The 22,585-nt window shown below is 65.9% G+C and carries 11 protein-coding genes; 5 read left to right on the plus strand and 6 right to left on the minus strand.

The features are described 5' to 3' along the window. On the plus strand, positions 1 to 366 hold a 366-nt coding region (locus DFR67_RS20675), incomplete at its 5' end, for an HNH endonuclease signature motif containing protein (protein ID WP_211325120.1). Between the two features lie 183 nt (positions 367 to 549). Here DFR67_RS20675 and DFR67_RS20680 read toward each other — a convergent pair. Next, positions 550 to 1,170, minus strand: coding sequence for a hypothetical protein (locus tag DFR67_RS20680; protein WP_146240490.1), 621 nt, complete (start codon positions 1,168 to 1,170; stop codon positions 550 to 552). An 83-nt stretch (positions 1,171 to 1,253) separates the two neighbouring features. On the opposite strand from DFR67_RS20680, the gene DFR67_RS20685 reads away from it, so the two are divergent. Together DFR67_RS20685 and DFR67_RS20690 are read left to right on the plus strand one after the other, a co-directional pair. Next, positions 1,254 to 2,594, plus strand: a complete 1,341-nt coding sequence (locus tag DFR67_RS20685; protein ID WP_110471542.1) for a hypothetical protein — start codon at positions 1,254 to 1,256, stop codon at positions 2,592 to 2,594. Continuing rightward, the gene (locus DFR67_RS20690; RefSeq protein ID WP_110471405.1) at positions 2,591 to 3,724 is read left to right on the plus strand and encodes a hypothetical protein; all 1,134 of its coding nucleotides are present in this window, start codon (positions 2,591 to 2,593) and stop codon (positions 3,722 to 3,724) included. Before DFR67_RS20685 ends, DFR67_RS20690 begins: the two co-directional genes overlap by 4 nt. Before the next feature lie 80 nt (positions 3,725 to 3,804). Here the strand turns inward: DFR67_RS20690 and DFR67_RS20695 are convergent, their stop codons facing one another. The 5 genes from DFR67_RS20695 to DFR67_RS20715 form a co-directional block, all read right to left on the minus strand. After that, on the minus strand, positions 3,805 to 4,587 hold the full coding sequence (locus DFR67_RS20695) for an ABC transporter permease (RefSeq protein WP_110471543.1): 783 nt from the start codon (positions 4,585 to 4,587) through the stop codon (positions 3,805 to 3,807). 125 nt (positions 4,588 to 4,712) lie between these two features. After that, positions 4,713 to 5,699 carry an ATP-binding cassette domain-containing protein gene (locus tag DFR67_RS20700; RefSeq protein WP_110471406.1) on the minus strand — a complete coding sequence of 329 codons (987 nt, stop codon included), beginning with the start codon at positions 5,697 to 5,699 and terminating at the stop codon, positions 4,713 to 4,715. Continuing rightward, positions 5,692 to 5,952 (minus strand): MbtH family protein, encoded by a 261-nt coding sequence (locus DFR67_RS20705; protein WP_110471407.1) that lies wholly within the window; start codon positions 5,950 to 5,952, stop codon positions 5,692 to 5,694. The genes DFR67_RS20700 and DFR67_RS20705 overlap by 8 nt, the downstream gene beginning before the upstream one ends. Beyond that, positions 5,936 to 19,771 carry a non-ribosomal peptide synthetase gene (locus tag DFR67_RS20710; RefSeq protein WP_110471408.1) on the minus strand — a complete coding sequence of 4,612 codons (13,836 nt, stop codon included), beginning with the start codon at positions 19,769 to 19,771 and terminating at the stop codon, positions 5,936 to 5,938. The genes DFR67_RS20705 and DFR67_RS20710 overlap by 17 nt, the downstream gene beginning before the upstream one ends. 283 nt (positions 19,772 to 20,054) lie before the next feature. Beyond that, positions 20,055 to 20,642 (minus strand): TetR/AcrR family transcriptional regulator, encoded by a 588-nt coding sequence (locus DFR67_RS20715; protein ID WP_110471409.1) that lies wholly within the window; start codon positions 20,640 to 20,642, stop codon positions 20,055 to 20,057. 103 nt (positions 20,643 to 20,745) lie between these two features. On the opposite strand from DFR67_RS20715, the gene DFR67_RS20720 reads away from it, so the two are divergent. Both DFR67_RS20720 and DFR67_RS20725 read left to right on the plus strand, forming a co-directional pair. Beyond that, positions 20,746 to 21,744: an alpha/beta hydrolase gene (locus DFR67_RS20720; RefSeq protein ID WP_245938066.1), complete on the plus strand. Its 999-nt coding sequence runs from the start codon at positions 20,746 to 20,748 to the stop codon at positions 21,742 to 21,744. Positions 21,745 to 21,819: 75 nt separating this feature from the next. Continuing rightward, positions 21,820 to 22,560: an SDR family NAD(P)-dependent oxidoreductase gene (locus tag DFR67_RS20725; RefSeq protein ID WP_110471545.1), complete on the plus strand. Its 741-nt coding sequence runs from the start codon at positions 21,820 to 21,822 to the stop codon at positions 22,558 to 22,560. Positions 22,561 to 22,585: the final 25 nt, after the last annotated feature.

A 22,585-nucleotide genomic window follows, 5' to 3' on the forward strand; every position in this document is an offset into this window, starting at 1 on the left:
GTGATCACCAAAATCCTGCTCGACAACCACGCTGTGCCCCTGCAGGTGGGGCGTGAGTTCCGGACGGTCACACCCGCCATCCGCAAAGCACTGATTGCGCGGGACAAAGGCTGTGCGTTCCCCGGCTGCGGGTGCCCGGCCGGATGGACCGATGCCCATCACATCACGTTCTGGAGTCACGGTGGTGAGACGAGCCTGGCCAACACGGTTCTGCTGTGCCGCAGGCATCACAATTACATTCACCACAAAGGCTGGACCGTGTTCCTGGGACATGACGGCCATCCCTGGTTCATCAAACCCGGCACCAGCACTCCTATGCATTCGCATGCCAGACGCACCCTGACCAACGAACCACTCGCCGCGTAACAGGCCCACAAGTTCACGAGAAACTCCACACGACGACGCAGCCCGAAGTTACTACCGCAGCACCGGATGACACCCGGCGCGGCTCGAACATTGAAAATTCCATAGTGTGAGGCTCTTCCGACGAACTCCGAATCCCGAACACTCCTGTACGTCCGGTGTGCGATGTGCACCAACGAGTGGGTGTCAGGCCTTGGCCACCGTGATCGCGATCGCGGATTCGTCCGCGGTTCGATAGTAAACGGCGATCACGCTGCCGGGCGCGACAGAGGCCAAGGATGCGGCTGGGATGAATGCGGTTTCGCGAGCGGCGAACTGCCCACCGTCGGTTCTGGCGACCATCAGGTCGACAGTGATCTCTCGGTGGTCCTCGATTAAGTGGCAGGTGGCGCGCATCGCGGTCACGACAGCCTGGGATCGATTCCCGCGCCGGACAAGGTCGATCTTCGCGGCGGTCGTGATGCCCTTGCGGATCAACCTGTGGTCGAATGCCGCACGCGCTGCGATCATGTCGTCGGCGAGGGTGAGGTCGGTTGGCCGGTCTGGATGAAACCGGACCGCAACCACCACACCGGGCTTCAGGTCGAGGGCTGCGCCGTGGCAGGTGGAGGTCGTGAGCTCGCCGCGAAAGCGCTCGCCTGTAACGGTTTCGACGTCAATGATCGCCGCGCCTTCACGAGGCGGCCCTGGGATGCCCGCTACTGTCCCGACGCCGATGGCGGCCCCGGCGGGTGTCGCGCTCGGTCGTCGGTGTCGGGCCGGGGTCAGCACGGTGGTGGTCTTCATCCGGGAAAGTCGTGTTCGCATGGGTCTACGTTCTCGTTGGCAGGCGGCTACCGATCCCAAGTTCGAAGCTGGTTACGCCGGCGACCTCGGTCTACGATCGCCTGATGAGTACGGGGCTGCAAGTGGCCACCGACGTGTCCGTGGCCCGTCCACGACGGGCGGTGATCGATGAGGCATGGCGTCGTATCGGCCCGGGTCTCGAAGTGCTCAGCAGCAGTGACGGTGGACCGCTACGTCGCACGGTCAAACGCATCCTCGATCCGTTGGTGCTGCGGCTACGCGTCAACCCGCAGTTCTCGACGCCGATTCTGACCGGTGAGGCGGCGGCTGCCGTCGATGCGCTGATCGTGGGACACGGTCATGAGCTGCTGTTGACCGCCAGGTGGTTCACGCACTTGAAGAAGGCTCGCAGGCGGCTTCGGATCACCACCGGCAATGCGCAGGAGCTGTACTTCCCGGTCTGCTTCGAGCTTGCCGTCACCGCAGGGGCGCCGCCGGCCGACAGCGACGCCGCCGCGGAGGCCACGCTGCTGGAACTGCACGGGGACCGAGACCGAACCGCGGGTGCGGTTCTCACAGATCATCTGGCAGACCCTGCTGTGGTGGAGAGACTCTCTCGGCAACTCGCGACCGGCTGGCGCGATGTGTCCCCGGGTGGCGCGATCACTGGTCCCTTTCTCGGGGGCCTGAGCACCGTGCTGGGGCCGACCGGCGATCACCGCGCCCATGGTGCCCGACAGCGGGTGTGGGCGGCACTCATCGCAGACGAGACTCCATACAATCTCGGCGCGCTCGCTCGCGACGTCGATGGAGCCCTGCCGTGGTCGATCGTCGATGTCGGTCTGAGTTCGGTTGCCCCGCAGCAGCGTCCGGACGTCATCGGTGAACAGCGCGGTGAGCGACCGCTCGATCGCACGGTCGCCGAGCGGGTCCGGGCGACCCTGCGCCGCGGCCTGGATCGCACAGAGCTACCTGACATCCCCCTGTTGTGCGACGAGGAGGTGGACCGCGTCTGCGCGCCGTGGGGTTTGCTCGGCGAAGATCGGCAGGCCACATTGATCGTCGGCATCGACCTCGCCGTCGACCTCATGCCCCTGGACGAAAAGCACAGTCCGCACAGTGCTGTTGCGACACAGATCCAGGCCCGGTTGCGTAAGGAGGCGTACGTTCTGCACGCGAGGCGCTGCCTTGCGGACGGCGCTGCGTTGCATCCGCGCCAGCAACGGGTGGTCGATGACCTCCGGGCGTTCGCCCGCCCCTACCTGAGTCGGTTGTGGGCCAGATTGCACGGGCGCGACGTGTGGCAGGAAACGTGCGCCGACGTCGACGACGTCCGGGCGCTGCTGGACGGGGTGGCACGGTCGACGAGTCTGGATCAGCGCCAACGCATCAAGGCGATGTTGGAGAACCAGCTGGCCCCCACATCGGGCGCGGGTGCGATATGAGGCTGAACACCGAGTCGAGGCTGTGGGGTATCGGCCCGGCACCCGAAGACCCACCACTGGTCGCCGTACTCGAGGTCGGTGGCGCCGTGATGTCCTGGACGGTCGATGTTGCGGCACCTCCGAGGATCACCTTTCTCGACCACCAACAGGCGGACTGGCTGTGGCATGTCGTCGGGGAACCCGGTCATGTGGCGCTCGCCGCTGCCATGGAGGACGCCGCCACCCCGGATTCCCTCGAGATCTCTGGCGCCGAGATCGTCGCGGGCTCGCTCGAGGATCCGCGTCGTCTCGCACTGGGTCACTGGCTGCGCCGCTGGTGGCCGACGAGCGTGCTCGATGGCATCGGCCCCTTGGACCAAGCCTTGCTCGACGCCGAGGTCGCGTTGCTCACCGCACAGGCCCAACACTTTTTCGCCGGCGACACCTTCGACTCCGATGTGACCACGTTGTTGGCGCCGCACGCAGCTGCGCTGATCCGGCACGTCCGCGGTGGCGATCACCGGATAATGGATATGGTCGCTCGTGCAGTCGAACTCGCGGAAGAAACGGGGGCGGCCGCCGGACCCGACTCGGCACTGTGGCTTGATCTGGCCGACATGCTGGACGACTCGGGGCTGCGCGCCGCGGCCGGCATCGGTCAGCAGGACGATTATGCGCTCGCGGCGGGTAGCGGCACGGCCATTGATACCGAAGCGATCTCGCGTGGTGCAGCAACAATCAAGTGGGGCGCGGTTCCACCGCACACCTTCGATGCCGCAGAGAACACCGCGGAGTGGGTGGTACCGATCGGGGACGGCGACAACCCGGCCACCGCGGTCGTCCGGACCATGATGATCGGCGGCGACCCGTCTGGCATCGCCGTGACGCTGCGATCGGGAACCATCGCCGGTGCAGCTGAACTGGACGGTCGCGGCGCCGCCAGGATCGCGCTCCGGACCGGCGATCAGGTGCCGTCGGAATCAGAACTGTGGGGCCACGATTGGTCGTCGGCCGCGCTCACGGTGGGAGTGCCGGTGGACGAACCGGTAGAGAGTCGCGAACGGGTGCGACGCTTCGTCAGACAGCGGCTCGCTGCGCCGCCCGAGGACGCGTTTCTCGCCGAGATCCTGGCTGCCGAAGCCGACTACTGATCCCTACGCCTGGAGTTGGTGGGTTCTGGCGACGCCGACCTGCGGAAATGGTCGCCAGAACCCACCAAGATCGCGGAAGATCAGTGGCTTGCGACTGAGCGGTAGCGCCACAGCGACAACGGTACGAAGACGATGAGAATCGCGGCGCACGTGAGGACCGAGTAGAGCACTGCGTTGTCGGCGACCCAGCCGGTGGCCTGCGGGAAGTCGGCGGGCGCTGCATTGCCGAGCAACTGCCGAGATGCAGTGGCCACCGCGGTGATCGGGTTCCACTCTGCGATTGTCTTGAGCGGGCCGGGCAGGCTCTGCGCCGAGATGAACGCACTCGACAGGAACGTCATCGGGAACATCCACACGAACCCGATGCTCTGCGCCACCTCCACATTGGGTGCCATGAGACCGGAGAACGCACCCACCCACGACATCGCGAACGCAAGCAGCAGGATGAGGCCGAGAGCGATCAGCGCATCGAGCGCGCTGCCGCGGATGCGCCAGCCGATGACCAGTCCACACAGTGCCATGACGGCCACACTGACGATGCTGACCAGGAGGTCGGAGAGCGTCCGACCGAGCACCACCGCCAGCGACCACATGGGCAGAGTGCGCAGGCGGTCGACGATGCCGGACTGAAGGTCTTGTGCGAGTCCGACAGTGGTGAAGGCCGAGTTGAAAACAACTGTCTGCGTGAAGATGCCAGCCATCAAGAACTCGCGGTACGAGGCGCCGCCGAGAGTTGCACCGAAGACGTACGCGAACAGGAAGACGAACATGAAGGGCTGCACGGTGGCGCTCACCAGGAGCGTCGGCACGCGGCGGATGGTCAGGAGATTTCGCCCCGCCATGACCGAGCTGTCGGAGAACAGGCCGCCACCTTTCGCGGGAAGGAAATCTTCAGAGCCCATCGACGTCGTGGTCACCTTGTTCGACTTCTCCTGCTTCTCGGTCGCCTGCTTCGTGTCGTCGGGAGACGGCTGCGCAGATGTTGTCGTCACGCAGCACGCTCCTCGTTCTTGTCGGGGGTCGTCGACGTCAGGTTCAAGAAGACGTCGTCGAGAGTAGGGGCGTCCACGGTGAAGTCCGAGACGGTCATGCCTGACTCGGACAGCGCTTGAATGATCGCCGCAGCACTGGCATTACCGTGTGCGACCGGAACATGCCAGGCCATCGAGTGGGCATGGCTGTACGGTTCACCGGATCCGTATTCGGCCAGCACGGCGACGAGCCGGTCGCGGTCATAGCCCCCCGCCATTTCAACTGTCAGCAGCGTGGACTGGGACGCAGCCTTCAATTCGGCGGCGGTGCCCTTCGCGACCACCACGCCCTTGTCGATCACCGTGATGATGTCGGCGAGGGCATCGGCCTCTTCGAGGTACTGGGTGGTCAACAGCACGCTTGTGCCTGTACTGACCAGGTTTTCGATCAGGGCCCACATCTCTCGGCGACCGCGCGGGTCGAGGCCGGTGGTGGGTTCGTCGAGGATCACGACACCCGGCCGGGCAATCAGTGAACCGGCCAGGTCGAGTCGCCGGCGCATACCCCCGGAGTACGTACGGGACGGTCGATCCCGCGCGTCGCTGAGCCGGAAGTCGCTGATCAGTTCGTCGGCGCGAGCTCCGGCGGCCTTGCGCTTGAGGCCGTACAGACGGGCGACCATGCGAAGGTTCTCCCAACCCGTCAGGTTGCCGTCCACCGCGGCGTACTGTCCGGAGACGCCGATGCTGCGACGCACCTTGGCGGGATCGGCCAATGCGTCGGTTCCCAGCACGGTGACTGTTCCCTCGTCGGGTTTGAGCAGCGTGGAGATCACCCGCACCGTCGTGGTCTTGCCCGCACCATTCGGTCCGAGGAGTGCGTGCACGGTGCCGCGCTTGACTTGCAGGTCGACGCCACCGAGTGCGCGGTGAGGTTCGCCGCGACCGAATGTGCCACCGAAGGTCTTCGTCAGGCCGGAGACCTCGATCGCATACTCATCCATTGATCCACCACTTCTCGTCGCGGACTGCTCGGATCTCGTGCTTACGTTCTGACATCGACTGCTTGAGACTGCGCGGCGCGATGTCGCGCCAGTTCTTCTCGACGTACTGCAAGCAGTCCTCGCGACCGGACGGTCCGTGCTGTGACGTCCAGCCGCCGGGTACCGGAGCGAAATCCGGCCACAGCGAATGCTGGCCTTCGTGGTTGACCAGAACGCGGAACGTACCCCGCTCGTCATCAAATGGATTTTTCATGATGTGTCCTTTCCCCTGCTGTTGCGAACTTGTCTGTGGTCGCGTGGTTGTTCGGGCGGGCGATGTCGGTCGTGTGGTGTGTCACCGGCGGGTCCAGATGGGCGCGTAGCGCGGCGGCGACCGGGCCGACATGCTCCGAGTCGAGAAGCTGGCTGTGCCGGCACGGCGCCGAGATGTGGTCGATCTCGCCGGCGACGTGTGCTCGCCAATCCTCGATGGCAGGACCTCCGGCCGGCGGATCCACCTCTGCGGTCACGAAGACGGCGTGGCCGTCGTAGTGCCGTGGTGTCCAGTCGCGGGCCACTGCGGTCGCGGCCACGTACGCCTCGTAAAGCGATTCGAGGGCGGCGACCGACAGGTGAGCGAGCGGACCCTCGGAACTGTGGATGATCTCCGTCGCCTGCTCGATGCTCAGATCGGCGTCCTCGGTGTGGCCCAAAGCCTCGCGGGCATCGGCGAAACCGAACTCCTCCAGCAGTTCTGCGACCGAAGGCTCGAGGTCGAGCCCGGGCCTACCCGGGATCACGTACGAATCCAGCAACATCAACAGGTCGATCTGCTCGCCCTGTTCACGGAGTTGCACCGCCATCTCGTGCACGATCGAGCCACCGAGTGACCAGCCGACGAGGTGATAGGGCCCGTGCGGCTGCACGGAACGGATCTGCTGCACATAGAAATCGGCAAGGTCGGGTACCGACCGCAACCGCGGGCCGCCGGACAGCGCGGGATTCTGCAGGCCGTACAGCGGTCGGTCGGAGTCGAGGTGGGGGAGCAGGGACGTGTAGCTCCAGGCGACGCCCAGTGCCGGGTGCACCGCGAACACCGGAGCTCGGTTTCCGTTGGCTCGCAACGAGAGCAGGGGTGCCAGCGCCGGATCGTCGGCGGGTACGACGGGTGCCGCGTCAGGCTGGTTCGCCGTCCGATTCCGCTCGCCGTCGATTCGGGCAGCGAGCTCTTCGGTGGTCGAGTCGCTGAACATCCAGCCGACAGGTACCTCGACGCCCGCTTGTTCTCGCAGTGTCGCGATCACCTTCGTTGCCAGCAGGGAGTTGCCGCCGAGATCGAAGAAGCCATCGCCGGCCGACACTGTGTCCAGGTCCAATGCCTGGGCGAACGCACTGGCCACGAGGGTTTCGGTGCCGGCGGCGGGCGGACGGCCCGCGACGGTCGACACCTCAGGCTTGGGCAGGGCTTTCTTGTCCAATTTGCCGACCGGGGTCATCGGGATGGCGTCGAGCACCGTGATGGCCGAGGGCACCATATGGCGGGGCAGTTTGTGGGACAGCTGCTCTCGCAACGCGGCGGGATCGACGTCGGCGCCGTCCTCGGCGACGATGTAGCTCAGCAGCCGGGCCTGACGGTCGGAGTCGCCGTCCACGATGGTGGTCGAGTGACGGACCGAGTCGAATCCGGCGAGGACCGCATCGATCTCGCCGAGCTCGATCCGGAAGCCGCGGACCTGTACCTGATCGTCACTGCGACCGACGTACTGCAGGGTGCGCGCAGCCGTCCAGCGGACGACGTCGCCGGTGCGGTACATCCGCTCGCCGCCGACACCGGTGGGGTTGGCCACGAACCGTGTGGACGTGAGATCCGGACGACCGAAGTATCCACGGGTGACCTGATCGCCGATGAGGTAGAGCTCGCCGGCGACGCCGACCGGGGTCGGGTGCAGTCGGGTGTCGAGTACCAACGCGCGCACCCCACGGTTCGGCGAACCGATGGTGATCGGGCCCTCAGGCGTCAGCGGGTCGCTGCTGGTGGTGATGATCGTCGTCTCGGTGGGACCGTAGACGTTGTACATCGTCCGGCCGTCCGCCCATTTGCGAACCAGGTCACGACCGAAGCTCTCGCCTCCCACCGCGATCGTGCGCAGACCGCGTACGCGGCGGTGGTCGAGGCTGGCAAGCGCCGCCGGAGTGATGAACGCGTGCGTGACGGCACTGAGTTCGAGGAAATCTGCCAGCTGCTCGCCGCCGTAGACGTCGGTGGGGCTGATCACCAGTGCGGACCGTCCGGAAATGGCCATCAACATCTCGAGCACAGACGCATCGAAGCTCGGTGATGCGAAATGCAGGACCCGGGAGGCTGATTCGGGACGCATCTTGACCTTGAGCTCATCGTGTACCGCCGCCAGGCCGCGATGGGAAACCATCACGCCCTTCGGCCGACCGGTGGAGCCGGAGGTGTAGATGATGTACGCGAGCTGCTCATGCCTCGGGCCGTCGCCGATCTCATCGCGCGTCAGCGGCAGAGCCGACAGCGCTGCGGTGGCGCCGTGCACCGCCGCGTCGTCCAGCACGAACCAGTCGACTGCGGCCGGCAACGACTGTGCGTGCTCGGCCATGGTGATCCCGACCCGAACCCGGCTGTCGGACAGCATGTGTTCGATACGGGCCGCGGGGTAGGTCGGGTCGACCGGCAGGAACGCGGCGCCGGTCTTGGTGATGGCCAACGTTGCGATGATCGAGTCCACCGACCGCGGAATGGCCATGGCGACCAGCGAATCAGGACCCAGGCCGCGGCGCAGGAGCAACCGGGCGAGCTTGTTCGACCGGTAGTCGACCTCGCGGTAACTGACGCTGGTGTGCGCGTCGATCAACGCGGTGCCGTCCGGATTGTCGCGGACCGCGGCAGCGAACAGCTCGGCGAGCGAACGCGGCCGGGGTGCGGGCAGGCCACGCACCGGGGCGAGGGTCGCCTCTTCGACGAAGTCGGTGACCGGGGTGTCACCGATCGGCCTCTCCGGGGTGTCGGTGACCGCACGCAGCACCCGAACGAGCCTTCCGGCGATGGCTTCCGCGGTCCGCTCGTCGTAGAGCGCACTGGCGTAGGTCATCTTGATCCGGCCTTGGCTATCGGCGCCGGGATTGATACCGGTCACCGTGAACTGCAGGTCGAACTTGACCGTCGGGTTGTCGATTTCGGTCACCTGCGCTGACAGGCCGGGGCCTGCGTCGAGGTCGCCACCGAGACTTGTCTCGGACCAGTCGTGCACCGAAAGCGCGATCTGGAACAGCGGATGGCGACCGGCAACCCGCTGCGGATTGACCGCTGCGACCACGTCGTCGAACGGGATGTCCACGTGGGCAAGCGCTTCTAGATCACTTTCTCGAATCTCCGAGAGCAGCTGGACGAACGATGACGTCGGGTCCAGGGAGCTCCGCAGTGCCAGGGTGTTGACGAACATGCCGACAACTCGCTGGAGTTCCGGCTCGAAGCGGCCGGCTACGGGAGTGCCGATGAGCACGTCTGACCCGGCTCCCATGCGGTACATGAGTACTGCCAGGGCGGCGTGCATCAGCATGAACGGGCTCACGCCTTCGCGTCGGGCCAGGTCTGCGATCGCACCACGGAGGTCGTCATCGATCGTCAACGCGATGTGACCGCCGCTGTTGTCGGCGACTGTCTCGGCGCCGCTTGCTGCGTGCTCGGTGAGCGACGGGATCGTGGAATCGGTAGGTGCGCCTCGGAGTACCTCGCGCCAGTAATCGAGCTGGCGGTGCGCGGCGCTGTCAGGATCGTCGGGTGATCCCACCGTGGCCCGCTGCCACAGCGTGTGGTCGATGTAGCTCACGGGCAGCGGTTCGAAGTCCGGTGCCGAGTTCCCGATACGCGCCCGGTAGGCGACCATCAGATCGCCCAGCAGGGTCGGCAGAGACCAGCCGTCGGCGGCTATGTGATGGACAACCACGACCAGGGTGTGACTCAGTGGTCCGGTGCGGAGCAACCGGAAGCGAACCGGCGCCTCGGTCGAGAGATCGAAACCCTGTGCCGCAGTGGTCAACACGAGTGCGTCACGGTCGACGTCGTCGTGATGCTCCACCGGCAGCCGGTTGCCCACGATCTTGGTGGCATCCGGTTCGGGAACCTGCACGGCCTCGCCACCCACTTCGGGGAACAGGGTGCGCAGGCTCTCGTGCCGATCGAGCAGGTCGATGAGGGCCAGTCGTAGAGCATCAACCGAGAGCTCGCCGTGGAAGTCCACCGCGAACGGGACGTTGTATGCCGCCGACTCGGGGTCGGTGCTGGCGAGGAACCACAGCCGGCGTTGCGCCAGGGACAGCGGCGCACTGGTGGCATGCTCACCGCGCCCTGTCAACGGCGTTCGTGCGGCGCTCGCGGAGGTGTCACCGTCGGCTGCTATCTGTGCCAGGTCACTGACGGTGGGATGGTCGAAGACGACCTTCACCGGCAGGTCCGTCCCGAGCGAGCGATTGATCCGGCTGACCAATTGGGTTGCTGTCAGCGACGTGCCGCCGAGTTCGAAGAAGTCGTCGTCTGCACCGACCTGGTCGGCGGGTACGCCGAGTACGTCGGCGAACAACTCGGCCAGCGATTGTTGCGTGTCGCCGGACACCGGTCGACGCTGCTCGCCGCCGGCCGAAACCACCGGCGCCGGCAGTGCCTTGACGTCGAGCTTGCCATTCGGGGTGAGAGGCACCTCGCCGATCGGTGTGATCGATGCCGGAACCTGATGCCGCGGCAATCGCGCCTGCAGATGTCGTCGGATGTCATCGACGTCGGGAGATACGTCGGCGGCGGTGCCCTCGGGCACGATATAGCTGGCCAGGCTCGCGCCCTCACCCTGACCCCGTACTACGGTCACCGCGAAACGGATGTCGTCGCGGGCGGTCAGCGCCGCGTTGATCTCGCCGAGTTCGATACGGAAGCCGCGCAACTTGACCTGGGTGTCGCTGCGCCCGAGGTAGGTGATGACACCGTCGGGATCGGAGGTCACGACATCGCCGGTGCGGTACAGCACGTCACCGGAATCGCCGAACGGGCTGGCCACGAAGCGCGTGGCGGTCAGGCCCGCCCGCTGCAGGTAGCCACGAGCGACGCCGGCGCCGCTGAGGTACAACTCGCCGGGGACGCCCGGGGGAACCGGACGCAACCGGGCGTCGAGTAGGACCGCTCGTTCGCCGCGCACCGGGGTCCCGATCGGAATACTGGTCTGTCCCGAACCCTCTGACGCGGGGTGCAGCTCGGCCATCAACGAGACAACGGTGGTCTCGGTGGGTCCGTACGCGTTGAGGAAGGTGCGGCCGGGGGCCCACTTCTCGACGAGCTCGGGGCCGCAAGCCTCGCCACCGACAGCCAGAGTTCGCAGCTCCGGCAGGTCGGTGCCCGGAATCGTCGCCAACGCGGCGGGGGTGATGAAGGCGTGGGTGATCTGCTGATCGCGCAGGAAGTTCTCCAGCTCGATGCCACCGTAGATACGCGGTGCGATGACCATCGTTGCACCCGTCGACACCGCGAGCAGGAGTTCGAGGATCGAGGCATCGAAGCTGGGCGACGCGAAATGCAATGTGCGCGAATCGGTGCCGATGTCGTACCGCTCACGCTGCTCGGTGGCCAGGGGGGCCAGTCCGCGGTGGGTGACGGCGACGCCCTTCGGTACACCCGTCGAGCCAGAGGTGTAGATGATGTAGGCGATGTTGTCCGACGTGGCCCAGCGTTGCCGCTTGAGTCTGCGTCCACTCATGGTCTCGACAGCAGCGCCGAGCTGCCCGTCGAGACTGATCCAGCGAATACCCGCAGGCAAACTCGACGCGGTTGCCTCATCGGTGATGCCGACCGTGGCGCCGCTGTCGGTGATCATGTGCTCGATCCGTTCGGCGGGGTACGCCGGATCGACGGGAACGAAGGCCGCACCGGTCTTGGTGATGGCCCAGAGGGCGGCGACCGAGGTGGCGCTACGGCTCAGGGCGATCGGTACCACGTCCTCCGGCCCGATCTCGAGACTGAGCAGATACCGCGCCCACCGGTTCGACCACTCGTCGAGTTCGCGGTAGGTCAAGGAGTGCTGATCTGCGGCAGCGGGATTGGGAGACGACCACTGGCCGGCCTCGAACACGAGAGCCACCGCGTCGGGATTGCGCGAGGCGGCATCGGCGAGCAGATCGGGGAGCAGTGTCTCGTTGTCCGACCATGCCTCACCCGACTCGTCGACGGTGACATCGGCTGCGGGCCACTCGGAGGCGTCCAGGATGTCGATCTCGTCGACCGAGACCGATGGATCGGCCGCCACGGCTTCGAGGATGCGCACCAGCCGCTGCGCCATTGCCTCAATGGTCTCTGTGCGGTACTTCCCACGGGCGTAGGTCAATCGCATCGAGCCGCCGGTGACCCGGAGTTCGAGGTCGAATCTGGTGCCCGCGGTGTCGATCTCGGATACCTCGGCCTGCAGATCCCCGAGGGCCAGGTCTGGTCCTGCGTCCTCTGCGAAGGCGAGCGCCACCCGGACCAGCGGATCCTGCTGTCGCCGGTCGCCGGCAACCGCCGCCGCCAACTGGTCGTACGGAACGTCTGCGTGCGAGAACGCGTCGATGTCGATGTCGCGGACACGGTCGACCAGCTCGATGAACGAGGCGCGGGCGGGCACAACGGTACGCAACACGACGGTGTTGACGAACATGCCGACGAGTTCAGCGAGCTGCGGGTGGTCGCGGCCGGCGACGGGACTACCGATGACCACATCGGAGTCGGCGCCTTCGAGGTGTACTTCCGGGTCGGTACTGAGCCGGTGCAGCAGGGTTGCCAGCGCACTGTGCATCACCATGAACAGGCTCGCGTCACGTGAGCGTGCGATCTGGTTCAGCCGGCCCACGATGTCGGCGTCGATGTCGAAATCGACGGTGCCGCTGCCTTCGAGGCCCGTGAACGTCTCCGGGAGCATCGACTGTCTGCGGACGTCCGCCAGGGTGCCGCGCCACCAGTCCAGCAGCGCATTGACGCGGCTGTCGGGGTCCTGATCGTCGCCGAGGGCCGCGCGCTGCCACTCGGCGAAGTCGCGGAACCGGACCGGCAGCGGTGCGAACTCGGGCGGACGGCCGCCACTGCGCGCGTGGTACGCCGTGGCGAGATCGGCGGCGAGCGGCCGAAGCGACCAGCCGTCGGCGGCGATGTGGTGGATCACGATCGTCAGCACGTGTTGTGCCTCGCCGGTCTTCGCCAGCTCGGCCCTGATCGGGTGCTCGCTGCGGAGATCGAAACCTGTGGCGGCCAGAGCGCTCTGATGCGCTGCCAGCTCATCCGCCGCGACCTCGCGTACCGAGAGGTCGAAGGTGGGTGCCTCGAGCACCTCGACCTGCGGCCTGCCGTCGTCCTCCGGGTAGATCGTGCGCAGCGGCTCGTGCCGGGCGGTCACATCGGACAGTGCTTGCGCGAGCGCCCGTGCATTCAGATCGCCGGTGAGGGCGACGGCGAACGCGATGTTGTACGCGCCCGACTCCGGCTCGAGCCGGTTGAGGAACCACAGTCGCGACGCTGCCAGTGCGGGAACCGAATCCAGGCCTGTCTCCGGCCGCTCGCGCGCCACGAGTTCGGGGAGGGGAGCGATCTGTTCGTCGTCGGAGGAGGCTGCAACCGCCCGGGCCAGTCGAGAGATGGTCGGGTTGTCGAAGAGGGTGCGAACAGGTACCCGCCGGCCCGTCATGGTCTCGAGTCGGGCGACTACCTGGGTGGCCATGAGCGAGTTGCCGCCCATGTCGAAGAAGTCCTCGGCGCGGCCGATCTGCGCGGCGTCGCGGCCGATGACCTCGGCGAAGATGTCCGCGATCTCGAGTTCGCGGCGTCCACGGGGGCTGCCTCCGTTGTCGGTGGAGGTGTTGCCGGTACCGCGCGTCGGCTCGGGCAGCGCCCGGTAGTCGATCTTGCCGCTCGGGGTGACCGGCATCTTGTCGATCACCATGATCACCCGCGGCACCATGTGCCCGGGCAGCTGATTGGTCAGGCGTTCGCGGAGTGAATCCGACTGCAGGGTCTGGGCGCGGGCGGGGCTCACGTACGACACCAACTCGGTGGACCCGTCCCTGCCGGGGCGCGCGATGGTGACCGCCTCGGCGACGAGGTCATCACGGACCAGCGCCGCGTCGATCTCGCCGAGTTCGATACGGAACCCGCGAACCTTGACCTGGCTGTCGGCGCGACCGAGGAACTCGAGTTCGGCAGCCGATGTCCAGCGCACGAGGTCGCCGGTCCGGTACATCCGGTCACCGTCGCGTCCGAACGGGTTTGCCAGGAACGACTCCGAGGTGCGACGCGTACGCCGGTGGTAACCACGGGCCAGATGACCGCCCGCCAGGTAGAGCTCGCCGACCGCGCCGACCGGTACCGGCTGCAGGCGCTCATCGAGGACGAGCAGATCCATGCCGCGTACGGGCCCGCCGATGCTGAGTGCGCCCTCGGGGGTGATGGCGGCCGAGATGGTTGCGGCCACTGTCGCTTCTGTCGGGCCGTATGCGTTGAACAGGTTGCGATCTCGCGCCCAGCGGGATACGACCTCGGGATTCGGATGCTCTCCGCCGATGATCACCGTGGACAGGGCCGGCAGGGAGCCGGGGTCCATCGTCGCCAGGACGGACGGGGTCACGAATGCGTGGGTCACCGAGGCGTCGGCCAGCACCTGCTGCAGTTCGTTGCCGCCGAGCACGTGCGGTGGGGCGATGACCATGGTCGCGGCTCCGCCGACGGCCATCAGAACTTCGAGGACCGATGCGTCGAAGCTCGGTGATGCGAAATGCAGTGTGACACTGTCTGGTTCGACCCTGAATCGCTGAACCTGCTCGGTGGTGAAGTCGACAAGCCCGTTGTGGCTCACGACGACGCCCTTCGGCGTGCCGGTGGTACCGGAGGTGTAGATCAGGTATGCCGGATTGTCCAGCGTCAGTGGGGCGACCCGATCGGAGTCACCGACGGGGCGGGCGGCGGCAGTGTGTAGTCGCTCGAGTAGCTCAGGGTGGTCGATCGCCATGGTGGGCGTGTCGCCAGGGGTGATCGGTGAGTCGCTGATCGTCAGACACAGCCGCGCGCCTGAATCCGAGACGATGTGGTTGATGCGCTCCATCGGGTACTTGGGATCGACAGGTACCCAGGCGGCGCCGGTCTTGGCAGTCGCCCAGAGGGCGACGATCCAATGGATCGATCGTGGGATCGCCACCGCGACAAAATCTTCCGGACCGATGCCCTGGCCGATCAACAGGTGGGCCAACGCATCCGAGCGCGCGTCGAGTTCTGCGTAGGTGAGTTGATCCCGCATGCCGCGTACGGCGATGGCGTGCGGATTCTCGTCGACTGCGGCTGCCAGGATGCCCGGCAGGGTTCGCGCTCGTCGTGGGGTGGGGCCCGTGGCGGGCACCAGCGATGCCTCTTCGCCGCGACCCAGGATGCCGATGTCGCCGATCGGTCGGGTCGGATGTGTCAGGACCCCGCGGGCCAGCCGCTGCAGGCGTTTGCCGAGCGCGCGGATGGTCGAATGGTCGAAAAGGTCAGAGGCGTACTCGATCTCGACCTCGACACCGCCCGGTTCGCCCTGCTCGTTGAGGTGCTCGGTGATGGTGAACTGCAGATCGAACTTGATCACCCCGGTCGGGATCGGGGCGGCATCCACACTCACGCCAGGCAACTCGATGGTGACGCGCGCGTTCTCGTTGACCGCGATGCTCACCTGGAACAGGGGATGGGAGGAGTTGGACCGATCGGGATTGAGCTCCTGGACCACCTGCTCGAAGGGCGCGTCGGCGTGGGCGAGAGCATCGAGTGTCACGGCCTGCAAGCGGGTGATGAGATCGGAGAACGTGTCCGACTTGCTCACCGGTGTACGCAACACCACGGTGTTGACGAACATGCCGACGAGCTGGTCGAGTGCATCGTCTCCGCGGCCCCCGACCGGTGTGCCGACCGAGATGTCGTCGTCGGCGGCCATGCGTCGCAGGAGCGTCACGATGAGCGCGTGGACCACCGTGAACATGGTCTGCTCACCGGGTGCTCCCGACAATGCGAGCAACCCGCGATGCACGTCGGCATCAAGGGTCAAGCTGTGACCGCCCGCGCGCATGGTCGGCTCGGCCGGACGCGGCCTGTCGATGGGGAGTTCGGTCTGTGCCGGGAGATCGGACAGGGTGTTGACCCAGTATTCCAGTTGAGCTGCAATGGAATTGCTGTCCGTGTCATTCTCGAGCTGGCTCTGCTGCCACACACTGAAGTCGCTGTACTGGATCGGCAGCGGTTGCCACTGCGGGGCCTGACCTGCGTGCCGCGCCGCGTACGCGACAGAGAGATCGTGGGCCAAGGGCGGCAACGACAGCCCGTCGGCGGCGATGTGGTGCAGGACGATCACCAGGCGGTGCTCGGTCTCGGTGACCTGCAGGAGCCGGGCCCGCAAGGGGATCTGCTCTCCGAGGTCGAAGCCCTCGCCCGCGAGCTCCCGCGACACCGATTCGGCCTGGGCGGGTTCCACGGTGACGGTGCGCAGATCGAGTTGATCTGCAACGTCCTCGGTGGAGAGCACCCGCTGGAACGGCCCCTGCTCATCGAGTGGGAACACGGTCCGCAGGATCTGCTGGCGTTCCACCACGTCGCGCAGCGCCAGATGTAGTGCGGCGTGGTCGAGTTCGCCGCGAAGCTTGAGCCGGAACGGGATGTTGTATGCGCCTGATCCCGGGTCGGACCTGTTGATGAACCACACCCGCTGCTGCGCGGCAGAGAGCGGTATCCGCACCGTGTCCGCAGGCGCCACGGGAATCGAACTGTGGCGATCTGGGCTGATCTGTTGCTCGTCGATACCCATCTCACGCAGCGCAGCGGCGAGATCGGCCGGCGTCGGCGCATTGAAGAGCGTCTTGATGCCCACCCGGGTGCCGGCCATGGCGCTGAGTCGGGACACCACCTTGGTGGCGAGCAGCGAGTTACCGCCCAGATCGAAGAACGAGGTTGCCGCTCCGGTGCTCTCGCGGCCGAGTACGGCCGAGAACAATTGGCTCAGTGCCAGTTCGAGGTCGTCCGCCGGCTGCTGTTCCGCGAGCTCGGCAACCTCGAACCGCGGTTCGGGTAGTGCTCGGCGGTCGAGTTTGCCGTTCGAGGTGGTGGGGATCTCGTCGAGTTCGACGATCGCGGCCGGGATCATGAACTCGGGCAGGGTCGCACGCAGAGCCGCACGGATGTCTGCGGCCGCGGGCATCGCGGAACCGGTGACGTAGCCGACGAGCATGGTTTCTGCGGTCGCGGCGTCGGTGCGCGCGATGACCACGGCCTCGCGGACTCCGGTGACCGCGTCGAGTGCCGCCTGGACCTCTCCGAGCTCGATGCGTTGTCCGCGGATCTTCACCTGGAAGTCGCTGCGGCCGACATAGTCGAGAGTGCCGTCCGCGCGCCACCGGACGAGGTCGCCGGAACGGTACATCCGGCGGCCGGGCTGGTGGGGGTTGGCCACGAAACGGTCGGCCGTCAGGTCGGGGCGTCGTACGTAACCGCGGGCGAGCTGGTCGCCTGCGAGGTAGAGCTCGCCGATGGCGCCGACGGGCTGGGGGCGGAGCTGCTGGTCGAGAACGTAGACGGCGGTGTTCGCGACCGGTCGTCCGATCGGGACGGACGAACCCTCGGATGCGGCGCTGTCGTTCTGGTAGGTGACGTCGACCGCGGCCTCGGTCGGTCCGTACAAATTGTGGACCGGGGCGGAGCTGATGGTGCCGAAGCGGACCGCGGTCGGTGTGCTCAGGGCTTCGCCGCTGGTGAACACCAGGCGCAGGGATTCGAGTGTGCCCTCGTCCGGTCGGTCCTCGGATTCGAATGCGGAGACGAAGGTCGCCAGCATCGAGGGTACGAAGTGGGCAACGGTGATGTGGTGGCGGCTGATTACCTCGCGCAGGTACCAGGGGTCGCGGTGGCCATCCGGTGTCGGGACGATCAGTGCGGCGCCCGTCATCAGCGGCCAGAAGAACTCCCAGACCGAGACGTCGAAGGTGGCCGGAGTTTTCTGGATGACGCGGTCGCGGCGATCGAGAACGTACTCGGCCTGCATCCACTGCAGCCGGTTGGCGATGGCGGCATGGCTGACGCTGACGCCTTTCGGCTTGCCCGTCGAGCCCGAGGTGAAGATGACATAGGCGGGATGCTCCGGCCGCAGCGGCGCGCGTCGATCGGTGTCGGTGATCGGGTCGGCCGGGATGGCGCAGAGTTCCGTGAGATCGACCGTGAGGGTGTTCACCGGAAGGTCTTGGTGGCCGGGGGCCACGAGTGCCAGAGCGGGGGTCGCCGTGGTGAGAATGTGCTCGATCCGGTCGGCCGGGTCGTCGGGGTTGATCGGCAGATAGGCGCCGCCGGCCTTGATGACCGCATGAATGGCGACCACCTGCTCGATGCTGCGAGGGATCATCACGGCGACCACGGACTCCGGTCCGATGCCCTGGTCGATCAGACGGCGCGCGAGAGCGCTCGTGCTCGAGGAGAGTTGACCGTAGGTCAGTGTGGGTCCGGCGGTGTCTGCGTCGAGTAGCGCGCAGGAGTCGGCGTGGGCGGCCGCGGCGGCGTCGAGCAGTTCGGTGAGCGTGCCTGCGGTGAAGGGGGCAGTGGTGTCGTTCCAGTCGGAGAGCACCCGTCGCCGCTCGTCCGGGCGGACGTTGTCGAGGTGCGACACGGTGGTCTGCGGATCGCTGGTGACCAGCGCTTCGAGGAGCGCCTCGATGCGCTGGTGGTGTCCGCGCACCTCGTCGTTCGTGTAGCGGTTGGGATTGGCCTCGAGGTCGAACATGATCTCGTCGCTGCCGAAGTTCTCGTACACGTTGACCGAGAGGTCTTCCACCGGACCGGTCGAGAGCAAATGCACCTCGCCACTGACCGGTCCGAAGTCGATGTGGCTGAAGAACAGCATCACGTTGACCATCGGACCGAAGAACTCCCGTTCCGATCCGCTGTCTCCGAGCAGGTCACGCAGGATGTCCTCGTGGCGGAACCGCTGATGCTTGAGGGCATGCTTGATCTGATGATTGGCATGGGTGAGTAGCTCGGCGATTGTCATCCGCGGTGTCGCGGTGACACCGATCGGCAGGACGTTGGAGGTCATCCCGGCACTTGTGCGCATCAGATCCGATGTGCGTGCCGCGACCGGCAGGCTGATGACTGTCTGGTTGCGGCCGGTGTAACCGGCGAGATACAGCGCGACGGCAGCGGTGACCACCGATGCCGGCCGGACACCGTTGTCGGCGGCGACCGCGCGCAGGGTGGCTGCGAGCTCAGAACTCAATTGGCCGTATTCGATGCGCGCGATGGCCGACGCAGATGTCTCTTCACCGGCAGCCGTACCGCGGATCGTCTCGGTCCGGGACAGCGATGCACGAGCGGTCTCGGCGACCTCGGGGTCGATGCCGTCGAGTTGTTGCTTCCAGAATTCCCGGTCTGAGTTGAAGTCCTCGGACGACCGGTAGGCGTGATCGAGTTCTGATATCTCGGTCATGGTTGCCGAGGTCATCGGCGTGTAGTCGCGTCCATCGACGAGTGCGCCGTAGCGCTGCCCGACAGCCGTCATCATGAACATGGCGGCGTAACCGTCGAACGCCAGGTGGTGTCCCCAGCAATAGAAGATCCGGTGGTCTTCGCCGAGTTCTAACAGAAAGACCTCGAGTAGCCGATCGGTCTGCAGGTCGACGGGCTTGGTGCGATGGGCTGTCATGAATTCCATCGCACGCTCGTGGGGGTCCGACTCGTGCCGCAGATCGACGAACTGCAACGGAACATCCAGGTCACGGTCTACATAGAGGCGGGGTTCGGCGTCGGTTTCCACGACGCGCAGCAGCCCGGATTCGGTTTCGGAAGCGGTGTAGTGCACAGCTTTCGCGAGGGCCTCGAGGTCCATCGGGCCGCGGAATTCAACGTAAGCCGAAACTGAAAGCGGGACTTCAGAATCGAACTGGTGCGCATACCAGATGCCGCGCTGGGCCTCTGTCATGGCAAACGTCTGATCGACGCTTGCGGGCGAATCAAGTTCCGTAAGTTCAGTTGTGGTGATGATCTTGTCATCGCCGGTATAAGGAAAACTCATATTCGTGCTGCTCAAGGCTCGCTTCACAACGCCCCTCCCGTGGTTGTCGTTGTGCAGTCGGTCTGTATCTCGGTAGTCGTTCGGGCTGAACTGGGCAGCGGATGGGTGTCCGGCGACATTAAAGATCAGATGACCATCGTTAAATGCGCACAGGGGTTTCATGCTGCATAAGGGGATCGGCAATGCTCCACAATTCGTTACCCCATGGCGTGGGGGCGTCAAACCGTAAGTCGACTTCGGTGGAAGTTCGCCTGGCTAAGCGCATTACAGTATCTGCGCAGTATCAGGCAAGTCCTGCGGTCATCATGGCGCTGAGCATGTCGACGATCTCGGCGGGTTCGGAGTCGGATTGTTCGCCGAGCTCGGTACGCCGCTCGTAGTCGGCAATCAGTGAGAACATCGCCGTCGCGACCGCTGTGACCCGGCGAATTCTGGCCGGCTTGTCAGCCCTGATCGATTTGTTCAGCTGGTCAAGAACTTTCGGCCATTCGGTGTAACCCGTTGGAATGGATTCGTCGGGCCAGTGGGGTCGGATGGCCTCGAGGAAGCGCGCGTAGTGGGTGCCCTTCATCTGCAAGATGGGCAGTACTAGCACCTCGATCAGGTCGCGAACCGTCGGCTGCTTGCCTTGTGCTGCAAAAGCTTCCAGCATTTTCGCCCGTTCGTTCTCCATCGGCCCGAGTCGGCGGGCGACGATCGCCGCGATGAGTCCCTGGCGGTTGCGATAGTGGTATTGCACGGCCGAGTTGTTTCGGTGTCCGGCGGCCACGGCGACGTCCCGAAGGGGCACCTCGTAGCCGCGAGTCGCGATCAGCCGTTCGGCTGCGTCGAGCAACTCGCGTTTCCTGTGGTCGGGCCCGCTGTCTGCCATGTGACCTCCGAGCTTATCGTCAGCCCTTCACATCGGGCGTTGACATGGTTTACTTCTCGCCGGTGGCGTATTCGGTGGGTACTGACGTTCGGGGGAATCGCAAGTGAGACGGCAGCTTTCGGTAATCATAACCGCAGTGATCCTGTGTGTCATTTGTGAGCTTGGGGTGACCTCGACGGCGTCCGCAGATCCCGCCGGGCGGGAACTGGCCCAGCCGGTGGCCCGAATGGACAAGATCGTCATGGCGTCGCCGCAGCGGGCCAATCTGACGGTCTATTCCCCGGCCATGCGCAGAACCGTCCGAGTCGACGTACTCCTGCCGAAGAAGCCCGTTCAGGGCAAGAAGCGTCCCACCCTGTACATGCTCGACGGGATAGACGCCGGCGTGTACAGCGGCTACACGCAGAGCGGATGGACGCAGTACACGGACATCGTCGACTTCATGGCGGACAAGAACGTCAATGTGGTGTTGCCGATCGGCGGCACGGGGAGCTACTACACCGACTGGCAGCGTGACGATCCGGCGCTCGGCAGGAACAAATGGGAGACGTTCCTCACACAGGAGCTTCCGCCGCTGATCGATTCGACTTTTCAGGGCAACGGCCGCAACGCGGTGGAGGGGCTGTCCATGGGTGCCACGGGCGCGATGATGCTCGCGGTGCGTAACCCCGACCTCTACGCGGGGGCGGTGTTGCTCAGTGGCTGTCTCGACCTCGGCGACCCCACGGCACAGAACGCGACCACGGGTTCGGTGCGGACCCGTGGTGGCGAACCGGAGAACATGTGGGGGTCGGCCTACAACAAGACATGGGCGGCGCACGATCCGGGGGTGAACATCTCGGCGTTGCGTGGGAAGCCGCTGTATGTCGCGGTCGGCAGCGGATTGCCCGACCCGTCGCTGGGGTTGGCAGGTCTCGCCTCACCGGTCGGCGGTGTGCTCGAGGCGGCGGCCCTGGCCTGCACCCGGAGTTTCGAGACCAAGGCGAAGGCCGCCGGCGTGGACATCACATTCGACTACCGCGAGGGACTGCACTCCTGGGGTTACTGGAACCTCGACCTCCACCGGTCCTGGCCGACCATTGCCGAGGCGCTCGCGATCTGAAGTGGCGATCGTCCCGGTCTGGTTAAGCGGACGTGCTTATATGGTCGCATGACCGACGCCGCGCAGAACCCAGGCATGTCCGTGCTCGACGGGAAGGTCGTGGTCGTCACCGGGGCGTCGTCGGGCCTCGGAGCCGCCGTCGTCCGATTGCTCGGGTCTCGCGGCGCCCGGGTCTACGGTCTCGCCCGGGACCCCGATCGTCTGTCCGAAGTGTTCGCCGAGGTGCCGCACGGCCGGTGGCGCGTCACCGATCTCGCCGATGCGGGCGCCTGCGCCGACGCGATCTCCGATGCCGTCGCGGAGTTCGGTCGGTTGGATTGTCTGGTGAACGTCGCGGGCGCACACACCATGCGGCACACCCCCTCGGTCACCGACGAACAGTGGCACCGTGACCTCGCCGTCAACCTGAACGGCCCGTTCTTCCTGTGTCGCGCCGCACTGCCGCATCTCCTCGAGACAGCGGGCAACATCGTCAACGTCGCATCGACCGCAGGAACCCAGGGACAGGCGTATTCGGCAGCATATTGCGCCGCGAAACACGGGCTCATCGGCCTGACCCGAGCCCTGGCCGTCGAGTACGCCCACACCGCCGTTCGGGTCAATGCGGTCTGCCCGGGCGGCATGCTGACCCCACAGGTCAGCAACTTCGTCGCGCCCGATGGCGCCGATTTCGATCTGATCATGCGTACCGCATCGCCCCGAGGCATGTCCCAGCCGGCCGAGGTGGCGAAGCTGATCGCCTTTTTGGCCGGCGACGACGCCTCCGCGGTCCACGGCGCCGTCTATGCGGCCGACAACGGTCGGTCCGCCGACTGAAATCCCGCGGGTAGCAAAGGCGGGC

Origin of the sequence: Williamsia limnetica, assembly GCF_003217475.1 — a bacterium.
Taxonomy (GTDB): domain Bacteria; phylum Actinomycetota; class Actinomycetes; order Mycobacteriales; family Mycobacteriaceae; genus Williamsia; species Williamsia limnetica.

Coding starts and splice junctions, on each gene's coding strand:
- DFR67_RS20680 (WP_146240490.1), bottom strand. CDS start 1,170: ATGCGAACACGACTTTCCCGGATGAAGACCACCACCGTGCTGACCCCG.
- DFR67_RS20685 (WP_110471542.1), top strand. CDS start 1,254: ATGAGTACGGGGCTGCAAGTGGCCACCGACGTGTCCGTGGCCCGTCCA.
- DFR67_RS20690 (WP_110471405.1), top strand. CDS start 2,591: ATGAGGCTGAACACCGAGTCGAGGCTGTGGGGTATCGGCCCGGCACCC.
- DFR67_RS20700 (WP_110471406.1), bottom strand. CDS start 5,699: ATGGATGAGTATGCGATCGAGGTCTCCGGCCTGACGAAGACCTTCGGT.
- DFR67_RS20705 (WP_110471407.1), bottom strand. CDS start 5,952: ATGAAAAATCCATTTGATGACGAGCGGGGTACGTTCCGCGTTCTGGTC.
- DFR67_RS20710 (WP_110471408.1), bottom strand. CDS start 19,771: ATGAGTTTTCCTTATACCGGCGATGACAAGATCATCACCACAACTGAA.
- DFR67_RS20715 (WP_110471409.1), bottom strand. CDS start 20,642: ATGGCAGACAGCGGGCCCGACCACAGGAAACGCGAGTTGCTCGACGCA.
- DFR67_RS20725 (WP_110471545.1), top strand. CDS start 21,820: ATGTCCGTGCTCGACGGGAAGGTCGTGGTCGTCACCGGGGCGTCGTCG.